Origin of the sequence: Pseudoalteromonas sp. NBT06-2 (assembly GCF_002276045.1) — a bacterium.
GTDB lineage: Bacteria > Pseudomonadota > Gammaproteobacteria > Enterobacterales > Alteromonadaceae > Pseudoalteromonas.
Genome location: NZ_NQMR01000026.1, coordinates 52,515 through 69,388 on the forward strand (window position 1 = coordinate 52,515; position 16,874 = coordinate 69,388).

Sequence of the window (16,874 nt, forward strand, 5' to 3'; positions counted from 1 at the left end):
TAATAGATTTAACAATGCTCAAAATAAATTCGATAAGTTGATGACCAGATTGGATATTCAACCTCCATCATATAACAAACAAAATCTTCTTTATTTAAATTTGAGTAGTTAAATAAATAGTCACTCATTTCACCGACTTGAACTTGGTCAATCACTCGTGCACGTTCTGAGCCTAAATGTAAAACATTAAGTTCTGGAAATTCAGGTAAGCGTTCTGTCCACATATCCGAAGCTCTCAGTTTGCCCTCTTCTACTCTTTGGTTATTAGAGTAACATCCGACGTTAACTGAACTTCGCATATCGAGTTTTTTATCTAAAAACACCATCATAACTAATTTTTCGGTAGGTGATTTTATACTAATACTGGTAGAGCTACATTTACTTTGATGAACTAAAGGGTTGGCTAATTGATCAGGATTACTAAATAAAAAACTGGCATTAAAAGGAGCATCAGATTCTAAATCGTTAAATACAATGCCTGAGTTACTCGCCGAAAAACTTGAATAGGCAGACGCTAAATTCGGATCCGAAAATTCATCTACAATCCCTATTTGAAATTGAGTTGTATCTATTTTTGAACTTACAGTGACATTATCTGGCGCGATAAACCCCTCAGGATTAGGGTGCGTATATAACTGAACAAAAGGAGGTGATGCTTTACTACGTTCAATACCCAACTTAGAGATCATGACGACTTCTTGTAAAAACTCTTTATTATTTTGATTCTCTGTTAATACATAACACGAGAATAAAGTTTTAATGGAAGAAGATAATAACTGCTTGGAGCATAAAAAGTGTTGATTTCTTTTTTGTTGTGCAGATAAGGTAACAGCTTGAGATGAGCTTTTAGGTTCATTACCACTAAGAAGTCTTTTTAAGTGCGCATGACTTTTAGCATAAAGCTTAATTTGTTGATTAAACACTTGCACAACATTTTCAAGTTCAAGGACATGTTGTTTTTGCAATGACGTTTCTTTTAACTTTAAAATAAACTCATCTAAGCCCGAGATCCCAGGTAATAAAGTAAGTACTTCTTTACCATTTTTGCTTTTTTGTAAAGCATTTAAAATGCGTTGACAGTTAGATTTATTATAATCGAGCCATTGAGACATACCTGATATTGAATGTGCAGATTGGGGGAATTGAGTGAACAGTCCATTTAAAACACTTTTAAAGTTTTCACCCGTGCGATTTAATGCAATAAAGTCTTCACTCGTAAGTGATTTATTTTTAAATGACATATCTTTTAATTGTTAATATAATCTATCTTGAATTCTATCTTAAATAACTATTTTTAGGAAATTAAAGAATGATTTTTACCCCTTTATATAAAAGGAGCCGGGGGGACTCCTTTACTATATCAATTATTTTTATTTAATTAAATCAAGTTTAATTACAAGTACCTGTTGCTGTCCACGGACCCCAAGGGCCAGAATCTTGAGGGTTTTGTCCTTGAGTCCACCAGTTAGCTTGATATTTAACACCATTTAGCGCAACTTCAGCGCCTGTTAAATAAACTTCAGTTGCACGCCATGTTTCAACACCTGAACAACCTGGGTTTGTGGTATCATCAACCGTTACTTGTTGTGCAGATATACTTGATAAACCTTGTGCGTCCATAACAGTTAATGTCACAGTATAATTACCCTTAGCATAATATGTATGCGTTGGGTTTACAGAATTTGATGATGTATTATCACCGAAATTCCATGAACGAGATACAACGGCATTATCATCAATAGAAGTATCAGTAAAGCTTGCTGTTAATTGAGAAGTAGTAAAACTAAAACTTGCAACTGGTGCTTCATTTTCACCAACAGAATCACATTCCCCTAAGTTTTTCCATACATTACTGTATACATTAGGCTGTGCGCCTGTAGACCACCAAGTAGCTTGGTATTTATTGTTTTGATAACTTACAACATCGTCTAATTGGTAACTTGTACTCGCACTCCAAGCATTAATTCCATCACAACCTGGTAAAACAACACCGCCATCAATTTTTATAACTTGAGAAGTTGTATCCGTTTGACCTTTAGTATCAGTTACAGTTAATGAAACCGTGTAATTTCCTTTAGCAGTATAATCATGGCTTGGGTTTATTTGAGTTGAACTAGTATTATCACCAAAATTCCAACTATGTGATACAACACCATTATCATCTGTAGAACCACTTGTAAAATCAACTGTTTTATCAATTACTTGAGCAGTAAATCGTGCTGTTGGAGGCATATCATCAACTTCACCAATGCCTGTTTTTGCTTTGATCCAATCGACATAACTTGTAGTACGTGTAAAAGCAGTTGCACCACGACATTCACTGCCCCAGCTTACAGTACCTATGCTATAAAATTCACCATTAGCTGATACAGCATATGGACCACCACTATCACCATTACAAGCTGATACGCCACCTGTACCACCACCACAAATCACAGATCCTGGAATATTAAATCGTAATTGACTGCTACATGAAGCATTAGTAATAACAGGTAAATCAACTTCTCTTAAGACATCACTTTGAGAACCACGATTACTTGTCAGACCCCAACCTGACACTGTCACATAACTACCAACACCAGCATATTGCTGTTCAATTGCTTGAGTTGGTAGTTTAGCTGGCTTGTATTGCACGCTTGCAGGCGAAGCAAGTTTTAATAGACCGATATCGTAACCAGAGCGGATCCCATTTGCGCCACGCCAATTTTCATGATTGATGATTTGGCTAACTCTGATCGTTTGTCCATCACCTGAACGCATACTATGCGAACCAACTTTTACAGTTAAAGAGCTTGTTGATGCGTTATCTAAACAGTGTGCAGCTGTTAATACCCAATTACTGCTGATCAGTGTACCACCACACCCCTGACGCCCATTCATAAGAAGTGCAACTTGATAAGGTCGTGAATATGGTGCTGACTCTTGCCCTCCAACAATTTGTGGTGTGATATCATCATCAATCGCTGCAAATGACGAAGCTGATATTAAACCGACCATCACAGCTGACGTTTTTAGTAATACAGATAAGTTTTGACTCACCCTTTTTGTTTTTATATTCATAATTTTCTCATTATTTTTATATTAATCTCAAAGCAATAAATTGAATCTTAGATATAATCACAGATTAACAATTAATCAACAAATACCTATAATAGGTATGTGGTGTGTTTTGTAATTAATTTTAAATAAATAGAAGTAACTCATATAAAAACAAATACTTAAATGTAAGCCAAGGTTTACACGGTCAATAATTAATTTATAACATAACGCTAACATTTTGATAGGTGTGAGATTTACAAATATAATGCATTCTTGTAAAAATCAATAATTCAGCTTGAATGAAACTGGATTTAGGTAAGGTATTAATTGAAGATAATGGTTGTTCCCATATCAAACGTAAACTCTTTTTAAACTCGCCGATACAGCGCTTCTGAGCAAACCCACTTCATAGTTACGTTGGTTTGTCCTGCATCAACACGCCTTAAATTGGGATCGCTCAGATAGCTCTGAAACATGTATTTTGAAGTAACATGGGTATAAGTGTAATTAATTTCTAAGTTTTATATCAGGCTTACGATCCAGTTCACCATCTTCTGCGATAGAGATAATTGATTTATCAAGCGTTACGATTGCAGTTTTACCTTCGGGCATATTTCTTATAAATGCTAATTGGTAACCAAATTGGCCAACATCATTTAAAGATAATTTTTGCGCAAGGGTTAATTCATTTAACAATTCTTGAATTTTATGTTCTACATTCTTACGTTTTTCTTCTTTCATCGTGTTAAATTTCAGTTATAACGACTAATTAGCAGTATAGACTCAAAATTATATCTTAGCCAAACAAGGGCTACAAAATAAAAAACCTAAGGCATAGCTTCAGGTTATAAGGAAGTTAATTTAACTTTTACATATTAGGGTAATTAGGTCCCCCGCCTCCCTCAGGTGTGATCCAAGTTATATTTTGCGATGGATCTTTAATATCACAGGTTTTACAGTGCAAACAATTTTGACTGTTAATTTGAAATTTAGGTCCTGTCTCCTCTTCAATTACTTCATATACACCTGCAGGGCAATATCTTTGTGCAGGTTCTAAAAACGCAGGAAAATTATATGATATGGGTATTTGAAGATCCGTTAACTTTAAGTGACAAGGTTGGTTTTCTTCGTGATTTGTATTAGATAAAAAAACAGATGACAATTTATCAAAGCTCAATTTTCCATCAGGCTTAGGGTACTCTATTGTGTCATAATCATGTATAGATTTAAGTTGAGCATAGTCTGGCTTATTATCATGTAGTGTAAAAGGTAATTTTCCACCAAATATATTTTGATCTATAAAGTTAAATGTTCCGCCTAACATAGTGCCAAACTTATGCATTGCAGGACCAAAGTTACGACTTTGTTTCAATTCTTCATAAAGCCAAGAGCTTTTAAATCGGTTATCAAAATCCATTAACTCTTTACGGCCTTCACAACCATTATTTATTGCTTCAAATACTGCTTCAGCGGCCAACATACCAGATTTCATCGCTGTATGTGTACCTTTAATTTTAGCAAAATTTAAAGTGCCAGAATTACAACCGATTAATAATCCACCAGGAAATGTCATTTTAGGTAAAGCGTTAAACCCACCTTTTGTGATTGCCCTTGCGCCATAAGATATTCGCCTACCTCCCTCTAAATACTGTTTTAATACAGGATGATGTTTTAGTCTTTGAAATTCATCAAATGGGCTTAAATAAGGGTTTTGATAACTTAAATCGACTATCAAACCCGCTACAACTTGATTGTTTTCTGTGTGGTATAAAAAGAAACCTCCAGATGTGCCTTTACCTAATGGCCAACCTGAACCATGGATCACTAAACCTGGCTGGTGTTTATCAGCTGGAATATCCCACAACTCTTTAATACCTAAGCCATAATGCTGCTCGTCACTTTTGGCATCTAAATCAAACTGTTTATATAACGATTTACCCAAGTGACCTCGGCACCCTTCTGCAAAAAGCGTATATTTAGCATGTAACTCCATACCTTGCATATAACTGTCTTTTTGCTGCCCATATTCACTTATTCCCATATCACCCGTAGCAATACCTTTTACAGAACCGTCTTCATGGTAAAGTATTTCAGATGCAGCAAAACCTGGAAATATTTCAACGCCAAGTTGCTCCGCTTGCTCAGCTAACCAACGACACACATTACCTAGGCTGGCTATATAATTCCCTTGATTATGCATTGTTTTTGGCACACACAGATTTGGAAATTGTATCGACTTTTGTTCATTTAGGAACATAAATAACTGATCTTCTGTTACCGGTGTATTAAGTGGTGCGCCCATTTCTTGCCAATTAGGAAATAGCTCGTTAATCGCTTTAGGTTCAATAATCGCACCAGATAGAATATGCGCTCCAACCTCTGAGCCTTTTTCAACTATACATACTGTTAATGCACGCTGTGCTTCATTTGCTTGCTGCATCAATTTACATGCCGCAGCTAAACCAGATGGACCTGCACCAACAATAACAACATCAAACTCCATTGATTCACGCATATATCTATCTCACTTATAATTTGTCAGTTAACTCTGGCAGTACTTCAAATAAATCAGCAACCAAACCATAATCGGCTACTTGGAATATCGGTGCATCTTCGTCTTTGTTTATGGCTACAATAATTTTAGAATCTTTCATGCCCGCTAAATGCTGAATTGCTCCAGAAATACCGACTGCAATATAAAGATCTGGTGCTACTATTTTACCAGTTTGACCCACTTGCATATCATTGGGAACAAAACCTGCGTCAACAGCTGCACGAGAAGCTCCCACTGCCGCACCGAGTTTATCTGCCACATTTTCTAATAAAGCAAAGTTTTCGCCATTGCCCATACCACGACCACCTGAAATAATCACTTTTGCGGCTGTAAGTTCAGGTCGCTCAGACACTGCCACTTCTTCACTTATAAACTGTGACATTTGAGCATCATGAACGATATTCAAATTTTCAATTGACGCATTTGAGTCCAGTGTAGTTGCAGCGCTAAAAGCAGTACCACGTACAGTGATCACTTTAATGTTATCTAACGACTCAACTGTAGCGATTGCATTTCCTGCGTATATTGGACGTTTAAATTTATTTTCAGATTCAACTTTAATAATATCTGAAATTTGAGCCACATCTAGTAAAGCTGCAACACGAGGCATAAAGTTTTTACCTGTCGTTGTTGCTGCAGATACAATATGTGTATAATTTGGTGCAAGCTCTGTGACTAATTTAGATATATTTTCAGCTAATTGATACTCATAAACAGTATTATCCGCAAGCAATACTTTTGTTACACCCGCAACTTTTGAGCCCTGCTCTGCCACGGCACTACAACTTGAACCCGCAACCAATAGGTGGCATTCATCACCCATTTGCGAAGCTGCTGTGATCGTATTTAAAGTCGCCGCTTTTAATACCGCGTTATCATGTTCTGCAATAATTAAAATAGCCATTAGATCACCTTCGCTTCATTTTGTAGTTTTTCAATTAATTCTTCTATACTATTTACTTTTATGCCCGCTTGGCGTTCAGTTGGTGCCTCAACCTTAACAAGTTGTGTATGTGTTTTCATTTCAACGCCTAAATCAACAGGTGTTTGCACAACGAGCGGTTTACGCTTTGCTTTCATAATATTAGGTAAAGATGCATAACGTGGTTCGTTTAAACGTAAATCTGTTGTCACGATTGCTGGCATATTTAACGCTATGGTTTGCAAACCACCGTCAACTTCACGGGTTACATGTACTTTTTCACCAATAAGCTCTACTTTAGATGCAAATGTACCTTGAGGCATATCGAGTAAAGCAGCAAGCATTTGTCCTGTTTGATTATTATCACTATCAATTGCCTGTTTACCCATAATGATCAAACCTGGTTGTTCTGCTTCAACCACTTTAGCAAGTAATTTTGCGGCATTTAATGACTCTGGCATTGTATCTGTTTCTATTTGAATACCACGATCAGCACCTAAAGCCAGTGATGTACGAATTTGTTCTTGGCATGCTTTTGGACCAATTGAAACAACAACCACTTCAGTTGCGGCACCAGATTCTTTTAAACGGATTGCTTCTTCTACTGCAATTTCACAAAATGGATTTAAAGCCATTTTTGTATTTGCTAAATCAACATCACTGTTGTCCGCTTTAACACGTGCCTTAACGTTATAATCTATAACGCGCTTTACTGTGACTAATATTTTCATTTTATTCTCTTAAGTTTTTAAAATTGGTCTTCAGGTAATGACATTATGCTGTCACTCCCTGCTTGAATACTTGCGAAATTTGTATGAATACGCGGTAATAAGTGCTCGAAATAAAATTGTGCTGTCACTAATTTTGCTTTAAAAAATTCAGTCTTATCTTCGCCCAAATCTAGTTTTTGTTGTGATTTAATCGCCGCTTTTGCCATCATCCATGCGCCACATATATAACCAAACATCATCATGAAATTGACACTCACAGAGCCTGCCGCTGACTTGTCTGCTTGTGCATTATCTAATAACCAGTTTCTTGCTTCTTGAGCCGTTATCACTGCATTTTCAAGTGATAGAGCTAATTTATCTAATTGAGGGTATTGTTTTAAATCTACGCTTGTTTGTGCTATTTCGATAAGAAGTAGTGCTAATTGCTCTCCTTTATCAAATAAGGTTTTACGACCCACTAAATCAAGTGCTTGAATACCCGTAGTACCTTCATAAATTGTTAATATTCTTGCATCTCTATAGTGCTGTGCAGAACCAGTTTCTTCGATAAATCCCATACCACCATTTATTTGTGTACCAAGGTAAGTCACTTCTTGTGCTAGTTCAGTCAGCCAACCTTTAACAATTGGGGTATAAAGCTCAACTCGTGAAAAATGTTTCGCTTTTTCATCAGCTGTTTTAGCATAACGACTTTTATCTGTTTCATTACTTGCAACATAAGCAAGTGCGCGCATCGCCTCAATACTTGCCTTCATTTGCATTAACATGCGACGTACATCAGGAAATTTTATAATAGAAAAACGACTGCCATCTTTATTTGTACCTTGTAGTCGCTCTTTTGCATATTGTAATGCTTGTTGATACGAACGCTCAGATACTGCTAAACCTTGCAGTCCTACATCTTGGCGAGCATGGTTCATCATAGTAAACATATATGATAAACCTTTATGTGGTTCACCTACTATGTAACCAATAGCACCATCATTATCACCAAAGCTCATTGAACATGTTGGGCTAGCATGAATACCTAATTTGTGTTCAAGCGCTGTACAATGAACATCATTCAATTGACTTGTTGTATTGCCTTGTTCATCTAATAAAAACTTAGGCACTACAAAAAGTGAAATACCTTTTACGCCAGCAGGTGCATCTGGTAGTCGGGCAAGAACCAAATGAACAACATTTTCGGTCATTTGATGGTCGCCCCACGTGATAAATATCTTTTGACCAGAAATCAAATAATGATCATTATTTGGCACCGCTTTGGTTTTTATGGCTGCTAAGTCTGTGCCTGCATCTGGCTCAGTTAAGTTCATGGTACCAGTCCATTGACCGCTAATCATATTTGGCAACCAAGTGTGCTTCAAACTCTCACTACCATGATGTTTAATTGCCGAAATTGCACCTTGTGTTAACATAGGACACAAAGAGAAAGCTAAGCTCGCACTTTGCCAAATTTCATTTATTGCAGTACCAAATAAGTTCGGTAAATTTTGGCCTCCGAACTCTGCTTCAGCAGTCAGAGATGACCACCCATTTTCCATGTATTGCTGATATGCTTCACTGAAACCATCTGCTTGTTGTACTTTCTTATCTTTTAGGCTTGAGCCCTGACTATCACCCGTAGTATTTAATGGTGCAATCACTTCAGAACCAAGCTTAGCAGCTTCATTTAATATCACTGAAGCAAACTCGCTATTAATATCTTCAAGCCCTGCGTTTTGACAAAAAGAATCAAACTCGACAATTTCTTTAATTACAAAATCTACATCTTGATATGGATGATTATACTCACTCATGAAGTTTTCCTTTCATTTTTTAAGCAAACGTTGCTTTATTAAGGCTATTTAACCTTGCCTGAAAGCCACAAACAATAACAAAAAAAGCCCGATAATTGATATTTTCGGACAAATTATTTAAACTTTGATAAAAATCATCGTGAATTTAGCTTTACTTATGTGATTCACGGACATCTAACTTGTAAAAATAGGCATCACTTTGAGTTTAGTACATCATTCAATTTCAATTCACTTTGTAATCACTTTAATCAAAGCAGCGAAAAATAAAGGTTTAAACTGTGAATTATTACTAGACAAAGCTGATTTAAATACTGATATGCTTAAAAATTCACAGCTGAGAATTACCCCAGATCAGTTTAGTCGATTAATGAGAGAATTGTGGTACCAAGGAAATGACGACTTTTTAGGTTTAGCGAAGCAAGCAACCAAACATGGTGTTTTTACGTTAATGGCAAAACAAGCTGCTAACTGCCCTAACTTAAAAGCAGTATATCGCCATATAAGTCACTTTTATAATTTAATTACAGACGCAATTTCATTAGAGTTTAAAACCGAAGGAGATCTCGCTTTTTTTTCTATGACTTTAGCTGATAATTCCCTAGATCCCGATTATTCATTAAGAGAGTTTTTAATGTTAGTTTGGCATCGTTTTCCAAGTTGGCTGATAGGACAGCACTTACCTTTAAAATCTATTCAGTTAGCTTATCCAAAACCAAAACATATAAACGAATACAGTTTAATGTACCCTTGCCCTGCACATTTTAATCAACCAACAACAACCATTACTTTTGATGCTAAATATTTGAAAATGCCAGTGATACAAACAGCAAAAGCACTTCGATGCTATCTTAAACATGCCCCATTAGACTGGTTTACTCGCCAAGCTTATTTTCAAGTATTCACTCAAAGGGTGGTAAATTATTTGGAAAAACACAGCCAAATAACTTCAACAAGTATGGATGCCATTGCAGCACAGTTACACGTAACAACGAGAACCCTCAGAAGAAAATTAAATGATGAAGGAACCAGCTTTCAGGCTTTAAAAGATAATGTAAGGCGCGATACCGCTATACATTTATTAAGCCAACCTATTATTCCTATTTCTGATATTTCTAGTCAGCTTGGGTTTTCAGAGCCCGCAGTATTCACACGTGCATTTAAACTTTGGACAGGTGTATCTCCTAAAATTTATCGCTCTAAATAACCTATAATATGAGTACCATTGATACCAAAAATAAATTAAATAATTGTTCAATAGATCAGGTAGCTAACATACGTTAATCTATATTTAAGAAATATACAATTTAGAACTAGATACGATGAATAAAATACCTAATTCAGATAAGCCAAAACTTGCAATCATCACTTCAGGCGGTGATGCACCTGGCATGAATGCAGCCATACGAGCTGTCACCTTAAAAGCAATTCAGAATGGTTATCAAGTGTATGGGTTTATTGCCGGTTTTCACGGTATCATTGCAAAAGATTTTATAGAATTAAATTTACAAAATGTTGATAACACAATTCACAAAGGTGGAACAATTTTAAAAACCGCACGCTGTAAAGCCATGTACAACAGCTCGGGTGTAAAACAGGCTGCAAATAGCCTAAATAATTTAGTAATTGAAGCTTTAGTCGTAATAGGTGGCGATGGTAGCTTTAAAGGCGCGCAAGCTTTAAGCGAGCAATGGCAAGGGCAATTAATTGGCATTCCAGGTACGATAGATAATGACATTAATGGTACAGACCAAACAATTGGTTTTTGGACCGCGATTGATACCGCCCTCAATTGCATTGATAAAATAAGAGATACAGCGGATGCCTTTGATCGCATTTTTGTAATCGAGGTTATGGGCCGAGATTGTGGTTTTATTGCCATGGAATCAGGTATTGCATCGGGTGCGCAACAAGTTATTTGTCATGAGTTAATTGAAAATGAGCCTGAATTTATTAATCAATTGCTCGAATTAATTAAAGAAGCGACTAAACAAAGTTATCCGCAAAGTTATGTCATTGTAGTCGCTGAAAATGCACTATCCTTTTCAACTGCTGAATTAGCCCAAAAGATTTCAGATTACACAAATGTCGATACCCGAAGTGCTATTTTAGGTTATGTGCAAAGAGGCGGCGCACCTGTGGCTATGGATCGCGTGCTAGCAACACAATTAGGCATAAGCGCCGTTGAGGCTATTTGTGCTAACAAAACCAATATCATGGTGGGAATGAAAAAAAGCGAAATAATTCACTTCCCTCTAACCGATACTAACCAGAAAAATATTACTAACCAAGCTTTAATTAAACGACTTGAACAATTTAGTTTCAACCTAACCATATGATAATAAATTGTTTTATATAAAAGCTACATTATATTTTTCAAGTCAAAATAACTTAATTAAAAACTTCTTGCCAAAAAATAATTCTATCGTTGCCTCAGAATAAACCAAACGTAGCTGAAGGTGAGTTATCATGCATCCCATCTTTATCCCAATCATATTTCAACCAATCGTAGGCATCATATAACACGCCTATCTGACCTTGCTTACCAGCGCCCGGAGCTTCCAATTCCATACTCCATGTCTTACCTGTAATAAAATACCCTGTGCCTCCCACTACCTTGGTAAATACAGGGTCTAAACTAATATCGGTAAGTGAAATTTTACTTGCATCATAACTGACGCAATCATTATCTGAGGTGACAATAAAGACCGTACCATCAAAATGTTCGATTTGCATAGGTTAAGGAAGATTTGACGTTTCAGGTCCAAAACTATTTACCAATACTAACCGTCCAAATCGAATTTCAACACCTGTTGGTGATGCATCAACAGTTTGCGTTACCTTGACGTTGTCGGTATCGGTGATAGAGGCCACAGAAAAATCAATAACCGATGTAAATGGCGTCACTAATGTATTGGCAGAACGATGATAGAAAAAGTTATCATCATCTGAAAATTGATAATGTAATACGCTTTTGGGTAATAAAATCTTGTTTATTAACAGCTGTAAGAAGTAATACAGGTTTAGTAAAGTATGATATTGCGCCATCTCTTCCTGTTGCTTCATCCTTCTGCCCACTATAAGCAAAATAATCAAACGTTGTTCCTGTTTTGCAGGTTGCTTTAAAATAACCGCGTTCTTTTACGGTTTGCTTAAAGTGGTCAGGAATAAAGCGGCCAATATTAATCGCCGTAGCTGAAATAATACTACTAGGGTCACCATAACCACTGTCTTGCACTGCTAAATTAAGCAACCCCAATTCAGATTATTGCGCCGCAGAAGAGCCAAATTTGCTAGGTATGATTGTATTATCCAGTGTCACGTTTTTAAATGTTGGTGGCGTCGATAAAAGTTCGCTCATTATACTGCCACTGCTACCGTCAGTTAATACACCCTCTTCACCATGATTAATAGGGCCCGTTCGCGTTAGCTTAAACTGTATTTGTTTAGGTACATAGTTCGGTGTGATAACGTCAAGGTTATTTAATGCGGTCACAGTTAAATCAAAATCAACAGCTGCTTTATGGGTAGGTGTTGCGGTTGCGGTCGCTGCATTTAATATCGTTGCACCTGCTTTGGCTTCAACAACAAGTTTGTCTGGACTGACCCAAAATGCATTACTGCTATCCGATAATGTCACGCCGCCTACGTTATAATTGGCATGTAATCGAATTTTTCCTGCATCGTGATATATAGGTGTTGGTATTATCGCAATACTGCTGGCACCAAAGTTCAATATAGTGTTGGTGGTATTCGGGTGTTTCGCAATATTATTGCCATTAATACTTAAACTAAGACCGCTGTTGCCATCTAGATCTGGTTCGACATTTTGCTGCGATAAATCCAAATTTTTATTACTGGTAAATAAGCCTGTACAAACGCCATTACTATTTTTGACTGCTTGAAGCTTTAAAGTATCACCAAATTCGGAGCCTGACGTTTGATTAGGTAAGGTTGTGCTATCACCCGTACCATAAAGAAACCTGAAACCTGCATCGGTAAACGCAATATCACAACTTGCACTGCTACCATCGTCGCATACCATCGGATCTGATGCATTTATCGAAATATTAGCTAGCGAAAAGGTCAAGGTTTCCACATCAGTGTGATTAAAACTCAAACTGTTGCTACCAGTAAAGATCAGAGAACTAATGCGCACACCGTCAGCAAGCAAATCAAGCGAAACTGACTCTGTACTTACATTTTCACAACTATCATCGGTACATGCTTTAACCATCACAGGTTAACCCTTGGCCATCATGGACGATTTTCTAATGATGAATACCGGATGCACAAATGGGTTGATAACTAATATTTATGTCGTCAATATACATGCCGACCCTTGCATTATTCCCGGATGCCAAAAAGCGGATTTGGGTGTTGCTGTCTGTATAAGCTGAAATATCAAATGATGCGCTAACAGCCGAGAAATTGGAACTATCGATGTAGTAACTTTGTAGATCAGTCCAGCTGCTACCACCATTATTAGAAATTGAGAGTATTACAGTTATATTGCCCTGACTCCTACCACGTCGATAGACGAATGAAAGTGCGGCACTCAAAGCTGAACTCAAGTCAGTTTCTCGATAAACACCACGATTGCTAAATTTTGTGGTCTGTCACCAGAGGGAACACCTAAACGAAGGCAGTTTCCACTAGTAATAAACCACCATACACTCTTACTATACCTGCGCTTGTACCATCAGATTCTCCTACTTCAGACCAGTTTTGACTGCCACTATTTTGACTGTAAGAAATGCTGGGAAAATTATCAGCAACACTTTGTGCTGGGAAACTGCTAGCTATTGTTGCTGTCCAGTTAGTAATAAATCCACTTTCATTAACTGAATAATCACTCGAAAAATGTATCAGCATGGTATCGCCAGAGGAAGTAACACTGGCGGGTAAAACACTTCCTGAATAGCGAGCCAATATAGGAAATGTAGTGGTAGAACCGTCGTAAATGGTTAACGTGTCGTATGTACTTTCGAGATCAAAGGCAGAGAATGTAAGTGTTATTATGCTGACATCAAGGGGCTTAATTAAAAAACTACATTCTTCTAAAGAATCATAATCACCGCTACTACCGCCGGAATCAGTCAGAGTACCCGTAGTGTTAGTTGACGATGACGAATTACATATTGTATTGCCATATGCAGAAGGGAGTACCAGTACCAAAACAAAAAACAAAAGTATCGTTCTAATAACTTTTAGTGGAGCTTTCATTTTACTTTTTTCATATACATCATTAGTTAACTCTGTTTCAATATGTGACATGCTGCTCCCAATTTTAAATTAGACTTTACATATTATATTGTCGCTTGTGATTCATAAATCTCTTGATTAACTGGATATTATTCTTTAGTTTTAATTATCTTTGATATACCCAATCGATTTTAAGATGCAAGATAAAAGTAAAGTTATCATGAATTCTATCATTCAGATTAGCATACTAAGAAACTTTATGGGCGTAGGTGGTGTTCTAGCCGTACTATTTGGAAATGCAGGTTTCAGAGCTTGGGTAGGAGTACAAGGCATGATTTATAATTCAGGGTTATTCCCTGATTATGAATCATAACGTAGTAATCGTTTTCTACTCAAACTCCCGTAGAGCAAGATAGACAAAGCTTACACTAATATAGTTCAATCGTTTTCTGAAAACTAGTAAAATGTCCTACGCGTTCCATTACATCTTTGATGATGACGTGTATAAAACAAACATAAAATAAGGCTATAAAACTAAGCAATTGTTGTTTTATTCTAAACAAGGTATTCATTATTAGTTAATGAATCTAGAAAACATCTTGAAAAATTAAACATCATACAAAGTATGAATTGTAGTGGAAACTGTTGGAATGCTCAGTCTAAACTTATAAAACACAAACCAGTAATAACTGAAGTTGACAGTTATATTCGTTTCCATAATTACAAACTACATCAGTGATCTCTAAATTATATAGCACCACATAAAAATATCAGGAAATTAAAAACAGCTTAAATATTGCACAGATTTAATTGTACCTTATAGGAGTTTATAATAATCACCAAATCCAGTCAGAATATTAGTGATGGCAATAGATGAAAGAATTAACCCCATAACTCGACTTATTACACTTGCACCACTAGTGCCTATGAGGCGATTAATAAAGCCAGCGAGTAGCATTAATATATAAACTAAAATGAGAACAGATAACATAACTAATGCCGTTTGCGTTTGTTCCCAAAGAGTATATACAGAGTTTTTAGTTAAGAGTACCGCTGCTAACATAGCTCCAGGGCTTGCTATGGAAGGCACTGCAAGTGGGAATATAGCAGTTTCTTTATGAGAGCTTTGTAATGATTTTATTTCTTCATCTGGTTTACTATCACCAAAAATCATATTGAGAGCAAATAGAAATAAAACGATCCCTCCAGATATTTGAAATGCTGGCAGTGGAATAGATAGTGCTGTTAATACTATTTCACCAACAATCAAAAAAAATAACAACACAACTGCAGATACAATTGTTGCGAGTAAGGCAACACGGCGCTTTGTTTTTTGGTCATATTGAGATGTTACAGCTATAAACACTGGTATTGTACCAATTGGATCTATAACAGCAAAAAACGTTATAAAAATTGCTAAAATATCGATCATATTATATATACTCCAGAATGAGAAGGATTTGAAAAATAACTAATCTGTTGAATTATCCTTTTTAAATTAATATTTTATAATCTAAACACTCTACTGATATTTAATTGTTTTAACAATCAAGAACGTTTACGTTTTTGTGGGTTTTGCATTTTGATGTAGGCTATTGCTTAACTTTTCTATATTATGAAAAACGAAAAAAGGACCTTACAGCCCTTTGCTCTTCGTTCAATATTTGTCTACTGCCTTAACCCCTTAAGACATTAAACAGTCCTTTAAATTGATCTGTGTTTTGAGTTTATATCTATTATTTAAATCAACATAAACTCAATTTATTCTTGTTTACTTAATAACTATTTAACACCAAGCTCTCTTAAACGTTCGTTTAAATAACTATCCGCAGTGTATCGCTCAGATAAAACAACATCTGGTCGAGGATGTAAAAATAAAGGCAATGAAATACGAGATTTAGTTGACGCTTTACCTGTTGGATTAATCACTCGATGAATTGTTGATGGGAAATAACCACCTGACATTTCTTGCAGCATGTCACCAATGTTAATGATTAAATGACCAAAATCACTTGGTACATCTAACCAAGACTCATCTTTATTTAATACTTGTAAGCCTGGTTCGTTTGCGGCTGGTAATATAGTTAATAAGTTAATATCACCATGAGCAGCAGCACGAATCGCACCGGGTTCTTCATCACCTGTCATTGGCGGGTAATGTAAAATACGTAATAAAGTTTGCTCTGAGCTTGCGATCATGTCTTTAAGATCTATCGAAAACTTATTTCTTACTTCTTTAGGTGCATTTTCTTGAACCCAAGTTAATAAATTAGCCGCAAGTTCGTTTGCTAAACGATAGTACTCACGAATTTGTTCTTCAAGCTGTGCCGGTACACGACCTTTAGGATATACATGGTAATACTCTTTTATATCTTTAACTTTGTGCCCTTTGGCAATCTCTGATGTTTCAGGTCCAAAGTAACCATCTTGATTTTCTTTACTAAAAGGAAAATTTCTTTTCTCTTCAGAATTAAAAAATGCTTGCCAATTTTCATAAATTGATTCAACTAATTCTTTTGGAATTGGATGGTTTTTTAATACACCGAAACCAGTATTACGTAATGATTCGACAAACAACTCCGCTGCATTATCTGCTTTATAATCTACTGTTTTTAATTCCATCTAAG

Annotated in this window: 17 protein-coding genes; 3 read left to right on the plus strand and 14 right to left on the minus strand. The window is 36.2% G+C overall.

Annotation, left to right across the window (positions count from 1 at the left end; translation table 11 throughout):
• Positions 1–8: 8 nt before the first annotated feature.
• The 7 genes from CJF42_RS07785 to CJF42_RS07815 form a co-directional block, all read right to left on the minus strand.
• The gene (locus tag CJF42_RS07785; RefSeq protein WP_095366136.1) at positions 9–1,241 is read right to left on the minus strand and encodes a hypothetical protein; all 1,233 of its coding nucleotides are present in this window, start codon (positions 1,239–1,241) and stop codon (positions 9–11) included.
• A 148-nt stretch (positions 1,242–1,389) separates the two neighbouring features.
• Entirely contained in the window at positions 1,390–3,060 is a 1,671-nt protein-coding gene (locus CJF42_RS07790) for a trypsin-like serine protease (RefSeq protein WP_095366137.1), read from the minus strand.
• A gap of 486 nt (positions 3,061–3,546) precedes the next feature.
• A complete protein-coding gene (locus CJF42_RS07795; protein WP_095366138.1) occupies positions 3,547–3,780 on the minus strand; it encodes a hypothetical protein in 234 nt (77 codons plus the stop codon).
• Positions 3,781–3,907: 127 nt separating this feature from the next.
• Complete coding sequence (locus CJF42_RS07800; RefSeq protein WP_212668789.1) at positions 3,908–5,554, minus strand: electron transfer flavoprotein-ubiquinone oxidoreductase; 1,647 nt, start codon at positions 5,552–5,554, stop codon at positions 3,908–3,910.
• A gap of 13 nt (positions 5,555–5,567) precedes the next feature.
• Positions 5,568–6,497, minus strand: coding sequence for an electron transfer flavoprotein subunit alpha/FixB family protein (locus CJF42_RS07805; protein ID WP_095366139.1), 930 nt, complete (start codon positions 6,495–6,497; stop codon positions 5,568–5,570).
• Complete coding sequence (locus CJF42_RS07810) at positions 6,497–7,246, minus strand: electron transfer flavoprotein subunit beta/FixA family protein (RefSeq protein ID WP_095366140.1); 750 nt, start codon at positions 7,244–7,246, stop codon at positions 6,497–6,499. Before CJF42_RS07810 ends, CJF42_RS07805 begins: the two co-directional genes overlap by 1 nt.
• A gap of 17 nt (positions 7,247–7,263) precedes the next feature.
• Positions 7,264–9,045 carry an acyl-CoA dehydrogenase C-terminal domain-containing protein gene (locus CJF42_RS07815; RefSeq protein ID WP_095366141.1) on the minus strand — a complete coding sequence of 594 codons (1,782 nt, stop codon included), beginning with the start codon at positions 9,043–9,045 and terminating at the stop codon, positions 7,264–7,266.
• A 199-nt stretch (positions 9,046–9,244) separates the two neighbouring features.
• Between CJF42_RS07815 and CJF42_RS07820 the strand changes: the two genes are divergently transcribed.
• A complete protein-coding gene (locus CJF42_RS07820) occupies positions 9,245–10,249 on the plus strand; it encodes an AraC family transcriptional regulator (RefSeq protein ID WP_095366142.1) in 1,005 nt (334 codons plus the stop codon).
• Between the two features lie 115 nt (positions 10,250–10,364).
• Entirely contained in the window at positions 10,365–11,381 is a 1,017-nt protein-coding gene (locus tag CJF42_RS07825; protein WP_095366143.1) for an ATP-dependent 6-phosphofructokinase, read from the plus strand.
• 94 nt (positions 11,382–11,475) lie between these two features.
• On the opposite strand, the gene CJF42_RS29510 is transcribed toward CJF42_RS07825, so the two are convergent.
• The 5 genes from CJF42_RS29510 to CJF42_RS07845 all read right to left on the minus strand — a co-directional run bounded on the left by CJF42_RS29510 (position 11,476) and on the right by CJF42_RS07845 (position 14,319).
• Positions 11,476–11,778 carry a DUF6701 domain-containing protein gene (locus tag CJF42_RS29510; protein ID WP_095366144.1) on the minus strand — a complete coding sequence of 101 codons (303 nt, stop codon included), beginning with the start codon at positions 11,776–11,778 and terminating at the stop codon, positions 11,476–11,478.
• Positions 11,779–11,781: 3 nt separating this feature from the next.
• The gene (locus CJF42_RS29515; protein ID WP_502694778.1) at positions 11,782–11,949 is read right to left on the minus strand and encodes a hypothetical protein; all 168 of its coding nucleotides are present in this window, start codon (positions 11,947–11,949) and stop codon (positions 11,782–11,784) included.
• A gap of 37 nt (positions 11,950–11,986) precedes the next feature.
• On the minus strand, positions 11,987–12,280 hold the full coding sequence (locus tag CJF42_RS29520) for a hypothetical protein (RefSeq protein WP_502694779.1): 294 nt from the start codon (positions 12,278–12,280) through the stop codon (positions 11,987–11,989).
• A gap of 27 nt (positions 12,281–12,307) precedes the next feature.
• Positions 12,308–13,279 carry a DUF6701 domain-containing protein gene (locus CJF42_RS07840; RefSeq protein ID WP_095366146.1) on the minus strand — a complete coding sequence of 324 codons (972 nt, stop codon included), beginning with the start codon at positions 13,277–13,279 and terminating at the stop codon, positions 12,308–12,310.
• A gap of 398 nt (positions 13,280–13,677) precedes the next feature.
• Entirely contained in the window at positions 13,678–14,319 is a 642-nt protein-coding gene (locus CJF42_RS07845) for a CUB domain-containing protein (RefSeq protein WP_095366147.1), read from the minus strand.
• Between the two features lie 148 nt (positions 14,320–14,467).
• On the opposite strand from CJF42_RS07845, the gene CJF42_RS27335 reads away from it, so the two are divergent.
• A complete protein-coding gene (locus CJF42_RS27335; protein WP_170940528.1) occupies positions 14,468–14,620 on the plus strand; it encodes a hypothetical protein in 153 nt (50 codons plus the stop codon).
• A 444-nt stretch (positions 14,621–15,064) separates the two neighbouring features.
• Here the strand turns inward: CJF42_RS27335 and CJF42_RS07850 are convergent, their stop codons facing one another.
• Both CJF42_RS07850 and CJF42_RS07855 read right to left on the minus strand, forming a co-directional pair.
• Positions 15,065–15,679: a MarC family protein gene (locus CJF42_RS07850; RefSeq protein WP_095366148.1), complete on the minus strand. Its 615-nt coding sequence runs from the start codon at positions 15,677–15,679 to the stop codon at positions 15,065–15,067.
• A gap of 350 nt (positions 15,680–16,029) precedes the next feature.
• Positions 16,030–16,869, minus strand: coding sequence for an isopenicillin N synthase family dioxygenase (locus CJF42_RS07855; RefSeq protein ID WP_095366149.1), 840 nt, complete (start codon positions 16,867–16,869; stop codon positions 16,030–16,032).
• Between the last annotated feature and the right edge of the window lie 5 nt (positions 16,870–16,874).

Excerpts from the sequence above, each read along its gene's own strand:
- CJF42_RS07850 (WP_095366148.1), bottom strand. The coding sequence starts at position 15,679 with ATGATCGATATTTTAGCAATTTTTATAACGTTTTTTGCTGTTATAGAT.
- CJF42_RS07805 (WP_095366139.1), bottom strand. The coding sequence starts at position 6,497 with ATGGCTATTTTAATTATTGCAGAACATGATAACGCGGTATTAAAAGCG.
- CJF42_RS07800 (WP_212668789.1), bottom strand. The coding sequence starts at position 5,554 with ATGCGTGAATCAATGGAGTTTGATGTTGTTATTGTTGGTGCAGGTCCA.
- CJF42_RS27335 (WP_170940528.1), top strand. The coding sequence starts at position 14,468 with ATGAATTCTATCATTCAGATTAGCATACTAAGAAACTTTATGGGCGTA.
- CJF42_RS07785 (WP_095366136.1), bottom strand. The coding sequence starts at position 1,241 with ATGTCATTTAAAAATAAATCACTTACGAGTGAAGACTTTATTGCATTA.
- CJF42_RS07825 (WP_095366143.1), top strand. The coding sequence starts at position 10,365 with ATGAATAAAATACCTAATTCAGATAAGCCAAAACTTGCAATCATCACT.
- CJF42_RS29510 (WP_095366144.1), bottom strand. The coding sequence starts at position 11,778 with ATGCAAATCGAACATTTTGATGGTACGGTCTTTATTGTCACCTCAGAT.
- CJF42_RS07795 (WP_095366138.1), bottom strand. The coding sequence starts at position 3,780 with ATGAAAGAAGAAAAACGTAAGAATGTAGAACATAAAATTCAAGAATTG.
- CJF42_RS07810 (WP_095366140.1), bottom strand. The coding sequence starts at position 7,246 with ATGAAAATATTAGTCACAGTAAAGCGCGTTATAGATTATAACGTTAAG.
- CJF42_RS07855 (WP_095366149.1), bottom strand. The coding sequence starts at position 16,869 with ATGGAATTAAAAACAGTAGATTATAAAGCAGATAATGCAGCGGAGTTG.
- CJF42_RS07840 (WP_095366146.1), bottom strand. The coding sequence starts at position 13,279 with ATGGTTAAAGCATGTACCGATGATAGTTGTGAAAATGTAAGTACAGAG.
- CJF42_RS07790 (WP_095366137.1), bottom strand. The coding sequence starts at position 3,060 with ATGAATATAAAAACAAAAAGGGTGAGTCAAAACTTATCTGTATTACTA.
- CJF42_RS07815 (WP_095366141.1), bottom strand. The coding sequence starts at position 9,045 with ATGAGTGAGTATAATCATCCATATCAAGATGTAGATTTTGTAATTAAA.
- CJF42_RS07845 (WP_095366147.1), bottom strand. The coding sequence starts at position 14,319 with ATGTCACATATTGAAACAGAGTTAACTAATGATGTATATGAAAAAAGT.